6 protein-coding genes and 1 pseudogene are annotated in these 7,519 nt (G+C 58.9%); 6 read left to right on the top strand and 1 reads right to left on the bottom strand.

All coding sequences use genetic code 11. The annotated features are described in order from the left end of the window. A pseudogene (locus B4F73_RS11765) lies at positions 1-581 on the bottom strand (formimidoylglutamate deiminase); the annotation flags it as partial. A gap of 66 nt (positions 582-647) precedes the next feature. Here B4F73_RS11765 and hutI point away from each other — a divergent pair. The 6 genes from hutI to B4F73_RS11735 form a co-directional block, all read left to right on the top strand. Beyond that, a complete protein-coding gene (gene hutI, locus B4F73_RS11760; protein ID WP_290483339.1) occupies positions 648-1,862 on the top strand; it encodes an imidazolonepropionase in 1,215 nt (404 codons plus the stop codon). Continuing rightward, positions 1,862-3,397, top strand: coding sequence for a histidine ammonia-lyase (gene hutH / locus B4F73_RS11755; protein WP_290483338.1), 1,536 nt, complete (start codon positions 1,862-1,864; stop codon positions 3,395-3,397). Before hutI ends, hutH begins: the two co-directional genes overlap by 1 nt. Continuing rightward, on the top strand, positions 3,394-4,185 hold the full coding sequence (gene hutG / locus B4F73_RS11750) for an N-formylglutamate deformylase (protein WP_290483337.1): 792 nt from the start codon (positions 3,394-3,396) through the stop codon (positions 4,183-4,185). Before hutH ends, hutG begins: the two co-directional genes overlap by 4 nt. A gap of 17 nt (positions 4,186-4,202) precedes the next feature. Further along, entirely contained in the window at positions 4,203-5,870 is a 1,668-nt protein-coding gene (gene hutU / locus B4F73_RS11745) for a urocanate hydratase (protein WP_290483336.1), read from the top strand. Positions 5,871-5,924: 54 nt separating this feature from the next. Continuing rightward, a complete protein-coding gene (locus tag B4F73_RS11740; RefSeq protein ID WP_290481600.1) occupies positions 5,925-6,641 on the top strand; it encodes a PepSY domain-containing protein in 717 nt (238 codons plus the stop codon). Further along, positions 6,638-7,519: PepSY domain-containing protein (locus B4F73_RS11735; protein WP_290483335.1), on the top strand; the 882-nt coding region annotated here is incomplete at its 3' end. The genes B4F73_RS11740 and B4F73_RS11735, both read left to right, overlap by 4 nt.

Here is a 7,519-nt window from a genome sequence, read left to right as displayed (position 1 = left end):
AGCCGCGCCGCGAGAGATTCATAAAGGTCCGAAAATTGCTGGAGATCGCAGCCAAACCGTGTTTGCCCCCCCTCCAGCGGGCGCCCATCAAGCCCGCCCTGCATATAAAGAACCGGAAGATGAGTATAGCCGATGCCGGTGAGCTCGGCGGCCTTGAAATGCCTCAGGGACGTCTCGTCGAGTTGGTCGTAAATCTTGCCGCCGGGCGCATGATGAAGATAATGGAATTCTGCCTGCGCCGCATAACCCGCCTCCATCATTTCCATCTGGACTTGAGCCGCGATGACTTCGATGTCATCAGGAGAAAGAAGCTCCAGAAACCGGTACATGACCTGACGCCAGGTCCAGAAATCATCGATTGCTGTCGGTCCGCGACGCTCAGCCAGCCCGGCCATGGCCCTCTGGAAACTGTGACTGTGAACGTTGCCCATGGCTGGCAGAAGAACGCCTACGGAATGGTCGCACTGACCATCATTTGGCGCAATGTCGACCACATATCCTTCGGCGTCGATACTGATCTTGGCATCATGCAGCCACCCTCTGGCGGACAGCATCTGACTGGCAGAAATTTCGATGGTCATCTTGTCTTGCACGCCCTTTTATTATGTGTGTACATATAAATATGTTGCTGCCATAAGACAAGAGCGATGACACGACCCACCCTGTTCACCGATTGCACTGTTGCCACTATGGAGTCCGGTCGGCCGAGTTACGGACTGATCGAGGATGCCGCGATTCTCCAACGCGACGGCCTGATCGAATGGGTCGGCCGCTCTGGCGCGGTCCCAGGCAAACGAAGCGAAATGGCAGAGCAATCCTTGCAGGGCCGACTCGTGACGCCTGCGCTTATTGATTGTCACACGCATCTGGTCTTCGGCGGCAATCGCGCGAAGGAATTCGAACAGCGTCTTCAGGGGGTGAGCTATGAAGAGATTGCCAGAAGCGGCGGCGGCATAAACTCCACGGTCGAATCGACCCGCACTGCCAGCTTTGAGGCACTGGTGTCCGCATCCCTGCGACGCCTTGATGACCTGATCAGCGACGGGGTTGCCGTCGTGGAAGTGAAGTCGGGATACGGGCTCACCATAGAAGACGAGATTCGCATGCTCCGGGTGGCCAGAAAGCTCGAAGCGTTGCGGCCCGTGAAAATCGTCACGACCTGGCTGGCCGCGCATGCCCTCCCTCCAGCTTTCAAGAACCGGCCTGATGATTATATCGACGAGGTTGCCATTCCAGGACTGGTCCGCGCCGCAGAGGAAGGCCTGGTCGATGCGGTAGACGGGTTTTGTGAAACAATCGGCTTTTCCCCGGCTCAGATCGAGCGCGTCTTTCAGGCTGCAGCTTCACTCGGACTGCCTGTGAAGCTGCATGCCGAACAGATTTCAGATCTGAAAGGCGCCTTGCTGGCGGCGCGGTATTCGGCCCTTTCGGCGGATCATCTCGAATTCCTGTCAGAGACGGATGTTCCGGAATTTGCCCGCGCCGGAACCGTGGCTGTCCTCCTGCCCGGCGCCTTCTATACGCTCCGGGAAACGAAGCTGCCGCCCATCGCCGCCCTTCGCAAACATGGGGTCGACATAGCCATCGCGACCGACTGCAATCCAGGCAGCTCTCCCCTGTCCTCGCTTCTTGCTGCGATGAACATGGCCTGTATCCAATTCTCCCTGACTCCTGAAGAGGCACTGGCCGGCACGACCCGGAACGCCGCAAAGGCGCTCGGACTGGCAGGGATGTATGGTGAAATCACGCAAGGGGCCAAGACCGAACTGGCCGTCTGGGACGTCGCGCACCCCGCCGACCTTTCCTACTGGATCGGCCGCAGCCCGCTCCATATGCGTCTCTCGAACAGGAATTATATGTGATGGTTCAATTTGAGCCCGGCAAGGTGTCACTCGATGATCTGGAGTCCCTCTACAGGCACTCCACCCACTTCCAGATTCATCCCGGCGCCTATCCCCGGATTGCCGACTCTGTGGGGACGCTCTCCCGGCGGATTGGGGAGGGCGAGACAATTTACGGCGTGAATACAGGCTTTGGCAAGCTGGCTTCCGTCAGGATCAATGGGGACAGCCTGGCCCTGTTGCAGAAGAATCTCGTCCGCTCGCACGCAGCCGGCATTGGCGAGCCTTTGCCGGCGAATATCGTCCGTCTGATGATGGCGCTGAAATGCATTTCGCTTGCCCGAGGCGCCTCCGGCGTTCGCGTCGAACTGGTCGACCGGATCCAGCAAGTCTACAGCGCGGACATCATACCGGTTATTCCCGCACAAGGGTCTGTCGGGGCATCGGGTGATCTGGCGCCGCTCGCCCATATGGCCGCTGCCCTGATAGGGGAAGGCGACGTCTTTTATCAGGGTGAAAGGATACCAGCCGGTCGGGCATTGCAAATGGCCGGCATCGCGTCCTTCGAGCTTCAGGCCAAGGAAGGTCTTGCGCTTCTCAACGGCACCCAGGCGTCTACCGCGCTCGCGCTCGCTGGCCTGTTCGGTGCCTGGCGACTGGCCCTCTGTTCTCTGACAACTGCCGCGCTTTCAATCGATGCCGCCATGGGTTCAAGCGCCCCCTTCCATGATGAGATCCATCAATTGCGCGGCCATCGCGGCCAGATCGACAGTGCGCGGCGGCTACGCGAACTTCTTGCCGGCTCAGAAATTCGCGAAAGTCATCTGACCGGCGATGAGCGCGTTCAGGATCCTTATTGCCTGAGATGTGCCCCCCAAGTCATTGGCGCCTGCCTGGACCAGCTCCGCCAGGTCGCGGCTACCCTGAAAATCGAGGCGAATGCCGCGACGGACAATCCGCTCGTCCTGTCTGATGGCGACATCGTTTCCGGCGGCAATTTCCACGCAGAGCCCGTGGCACTTGCTGCAGACCAGACGGCCATCGCCATAGCGGAAATCGGCAGCATCGCCCAGCGCCGAATTGCCATGCTTGTGGATCCCAGCCTCAGCTTTGGGCTTCCTGCATTTCTTGCGCTCGATCCCGGCCTCAAATCGGGCTTGATGATCGCGGAGGTCACATCAGCCGCCTTGATGAGCGAAAATAAGGCGATGTCGAATCCCCGTTCCGTCGACTCCACACCGACCTCCGCCAATCAGGAAGACCATGTGTCCATGGCCTGCCATGCGGCGCGCCGATTGCTTGAAATGAACGAAAATCTGGCGGGGATACTCGGCATTGAAGCGCTATGCGGCGCACAAGGCGTTGAGTTTCGCACGCCGCTTGCGACAAGCCCCAGCCTCCAGCATGCAATCCGAACAATCCGCAATCACGCAGCCCCCTTCGATGATGAGCGGATGATCAGCCCCGATATCGAGGCGATGAAGACGCTTGTCCTGTCTGGCGATGCGCTCTGCGACGTCCAGCAAGGCGTTACAGCGATAGAGATGACGCCATGACTCCGGTAACAATTGTTCAGGGTCAGGGGCCCGTCATTCTGGGCCAGCCGCATTCAGGGACCTATGTTCCCGAACCAATTTTCCAGGCCCTGAATGACACAGGTCGTCGGCTGCTCGACACCGACTGGCACATTCCGCGATTGTATGACGGCCTTCTGGCCGACGCCACAATCGTGCGTGCGAATTTCAGTCGCTATGTGATAGACGCCAATCGTCCGCCTGACGGTGCCTCTCTGTATCCCGGTCAGAACAGCACAGGTCTTGTGCCGACTTTCACGTTCGACGGCCAATCTATCTGGCAGACCGCGCCCACGGATGACGAGGTCGCAGACCGAATCAATGACTACCACCGTCCATACCACACTGCGCTCAGTGTGCAGATCGAAAGGATCAAGGCACTGCATGGCTTCGCTGTATTGTATGACTGCCATTCAATTCGGTCGAAAATCTCGTTCCTGTTCGACGATCGCCTTCCGGATCTGAATGTCGGTGACAATAATGGCACCACTTGCGCGCCCGTCCTGACCCGGGCTGTCGCGGACATTTGCGCCAGCACGTCTCACTACACGCATGTTGTCAATGGCCGCTTCAAAGGGGGCTGGACCACGCGCCAGTATGGCAAGCCGGCAGAGGGGGTGCACGCCATTCAGATGGAGCTCGCGCAGCGCTGCTACCTCACCTCCGAAACACCTCCTTTCGACTATTCCATCCCCCGGGCCGACAAGTTTCGGTCCCTGCTTCAGTCAATCCTGATCACCGTCTCCACCACGGCTCAGGCATCGCTTTAATGGAGAATACCTTGGACATGACGCTGAAAAACCGACGCGATATTGCCAGCCCGACCGGGTCGGACCTGACTTGCCGGTCCTGGACCACTGAAGCGCCCTTCCGAATGCTACAGAACAATCTCGATCGTAATGTCGCAGAAAACCCGGACGAGCTTGTTGTATACGGAGGCATTGGCCGCGCAGCACGTACCTGGAAGGACTTCGATCAGATTCTGGAAACGCTCAAGACGCTGCAGGAGGATGAGACCCTGCTCGTCCAGTCCGGAAAGCCGGTTGGAGTCTTCCGCACACATGGCGACGCGCCCAGGGTTCTCATCGCCAACTCGAATCTCGTTCCAAAGTGGGCAAACTGGGAACACTTCAATGAGCTCGATAAGAAAGGGCTCATGATGTACGGTCAGATGACAGCGGGGTCATGGATATATATCGGCACGCAGGGCATCGTTCAGGGCACCTACGAGACATTCGTGGAAGCTGGCCGGCAACATTATGATGGGAACCTCAAAGGCCGCTGGATCCTGACGGGCGGCCTCGGCGGCATGGGCGGTGCCCAGCCACTAGCGGCCGTCATGGCGGGGGCGTGCTGTCTCGCAGTTGAGTGTGATCCCGAGCACATAGATTTCCGGTTGCGCACCAAGTATCTTGACGAAAAGACGGATAGTCTGGATGAGGCCCTCGCGCTGATCGAGACATGGACCAAATCTGGTGAGGCCAAGTCCGTGGGCTTGTGCGGCAATGCAGCTGATATCTTTCCTGAACTCGTAAAGCGGGGCATCCGCCCGGACCTTGTCACAGACCAGACGTCCGCCCATGATCCGGTCAATGGCTACCTGCCTTCCGGATGGTCGCTGTCCGAGTGGAAACAAAAGCAGGTCGCCGATCCAGAGGCAGTGAAGCAGGCTGCATGCATATCGATGAAGATACAGGTTCAGGCGATGCTGGACTTCTGGCATCAGGGCGTGCCCACACTCGACTATGGCAACAACATCCGTCAGGTCGCCTTCGATGAAGGCCTCGAGAACGCGTTCGATTTTCCCGGATTTGTCCCGGCCTATATCCGGCCGCTCTTTTGCAGGGGGGTCGGTCCGTTCCGCTGGGTTGCCCTGTCAGGCGACCCGGAGGACATCTACAAGACAGACCAGAAGGTCAAGGAACTGCTTCCTGACGACCACAACCTGCATCGATGGTTGGATATGGCTCGCGAACGCATCGCGTTTCAGGGTCTGCCTGCCCGCATCTGCTGGGTCGGCCTCGGCGACCGGGACCGCCTTGGTCTGGCCTTCAATGAAATGGTTGCCAATGGCGAACTGAAGGCCCCGGTGGTCATCGGCCGCGATCATCTCGACAGCGGGTCCGTGGCCAGTCCCAATCGCGAGACCGAGGCGATGCGCGACGGCTCAAGCGCCGTCTCTGACTGGCCGCTGCTCAATGCCCTTCTCAATACGGCATCCGGTGCGACCTGGGTCAGCCTGCATCATGGCGGCGGCGTCGGCATGGGCTATTCTCAACATGCTGGCATGGTCATCGTCGCGGACGGAACCGAAGATGCGGCCCGCCGGATTGGGCGAGTACTCTGGAACGACCCGGCCACCGGGGTCATGCGCCATGCAGATGCAGGGTATGACGACGCGATTGACTGCGCCCGTGAGAGACAGCTCAACCTGCCCGGCATTCTTGCGCGTTGATCGAAGCGAAGCACGCCTTCTCCCTCTACTACACCTAGCTCAGGACGGTCATTCGTGGGTAAAAATATCGCATTCAGAGTGCGCCAGTGGCACAAATGGCTGTCGCTCATCATCGGCGCGCAAGTCATGCTTTGGCTCGCGACAGGCGTTTACATGGTGGTGATAAATCTTGATTTCATTCATGGTGACCACCTCGTTCAGAACATGGCTGCGAGGCTTGGCGCAGATTATGAGCCAAGCGTCACATTCCAAGACGTGGTCGATGACTATCCGGACGCCAGCGAAATTGTCCTCGCGAGCTGGATTGGGCAACCCGTTTTCCGGGTGAGATCTCCGGCCGGATCACATCTTGTGGATGCGGAAACCGGTCGCCAAATTTCTCCGCTCACGCAAGACGATGCAATCGCTGTCGCGCGATACCACTATACCCGGACGGCCGACATAGCCTCGGCCAGGCTATTGGTGGATGCGGAAGAGGCGCCGACAGAAATCCAGTCCCGGCCACTTCCTTTATGGCGCGTGGATTTCGAAGATGCCGGATCAACCGCCTTCTATGTCTCACCGGATGACGGGTCGCTGATTACCAGACGCCACACATACTGGCGTATCTTCGATTTCGCCTGGATGCTGCACATCATGGACTATGAAGAACGCGCAGACGTGAACAATACCCTTCTACGGATTTCAGCCGGCCTCGGCCTTGTGCTCTCGGTCCTTGGAATGTGGCTGCTCTTTTTCAGCTTCAGGCGCCGCCGGGGGTCCCTGTCATGATGGCGATCATTCGACAGGGCCATAAATGGATCGCATTGATCCTGGGCATTCAGCTTGCTCTCTGGATGCTGAGCGGCCTCGGCATGGCCATTCTTCCTCACAGCAAGGTTGTTGGCCACCATCACAAGGCCGCACCCGCAGCCCCCACCCCGCTCAGTGAGCTTGCCTGTGCCGAGATCGGCCAGCCTGATGCCTTGGGCCGCGGCGATATCCGCGAGATCCGTCTCAAAAACCTCAATGGGCGCGCGGTCTTCGAAACGGTCACGCCGGACGGTTCAACACTTGGCGAAGCGGTGACCGGTAACACAATCATTGTGAGCGAAGCGCTCGCTGGCGACATCGCTCTCAAGGATTATTCCGGCCCGGGCGAGATCAGTCGGACCCGTCTTCTCACCGAGTCCACGCTGGAAATTCGCGACCACGCCCCACCCGCCTGGCGGATCGACTTCTCCGACCCCGAGCAGACGAGCCTTTATGTTTCGGCTTCGAATGGCGAGATTCTCGAGAGGCGGAACAATTATTGGAGAACGTTCGACGTCTTCTGGATGGTCCACATCATGGACTATGTCAGCCGATCCAGCTTCAATCACCCGATCATCATCCTGACCGCGCTCGTTGTGCTTTGGCTCGGCTTCAGCGGGATTGCTCTCTGGTGGGACAGTTTCAGACGGAACGACTTCAATGTCATCGGCAGATGGCGCTTACGGAAGCACACCGTCGCACTGGCCCTCTCGGACAGTGAAGGCGGCACGATCCGGACCGTCGACGCCCGACCCATGCAGTCACTCTTCACAGCGATGGGCACTGAAGGTTACCCGCTTCCTTCCACTTGCGGCGGCGGTGGTACATGCGGCCTCTGCCGGGTAAGGATTGGCCCG

This window comes from Hyphomonas sp. UBA3601, from assembly GCF_002375605.1.
Lineage (GTDB): Bacteria > Pseudomonadota > Alphaproteobacteria > Caulobacterales > Hyphomonadaceae > Hyphomonas.
This window is presented reverse-complemented; position numbering and strand designations above follow the sequence as displayed.

Coding starts and splice junctions, on each gene's coding strand:
- hutI (WP_290483339.1), top strand. CDS start 648: ATGACACGACCCACCCTGTTCACCGATTGCACTGTTGCCACTATGGAG.
- hutH (WP_290483338.1), top strand. CDS start 1,862: ATGGTTCAATTTGAGCCCGGCAAGGTGTCACTCGATGATCTGGAGTCC.
- hutG (WP_290483337.1), top strand. CDS start 3,394: ATGACTCCGGTAACAATTGTTCAGGGTCAGGGGCCCGTCATTCTGGGC.
- hutU (WP_290483336.1), top strand. CDS start 4,203: ATGACGCTGAAAAACCGACGCGATATTGCCAGCCCGACCGGGTCGGAC.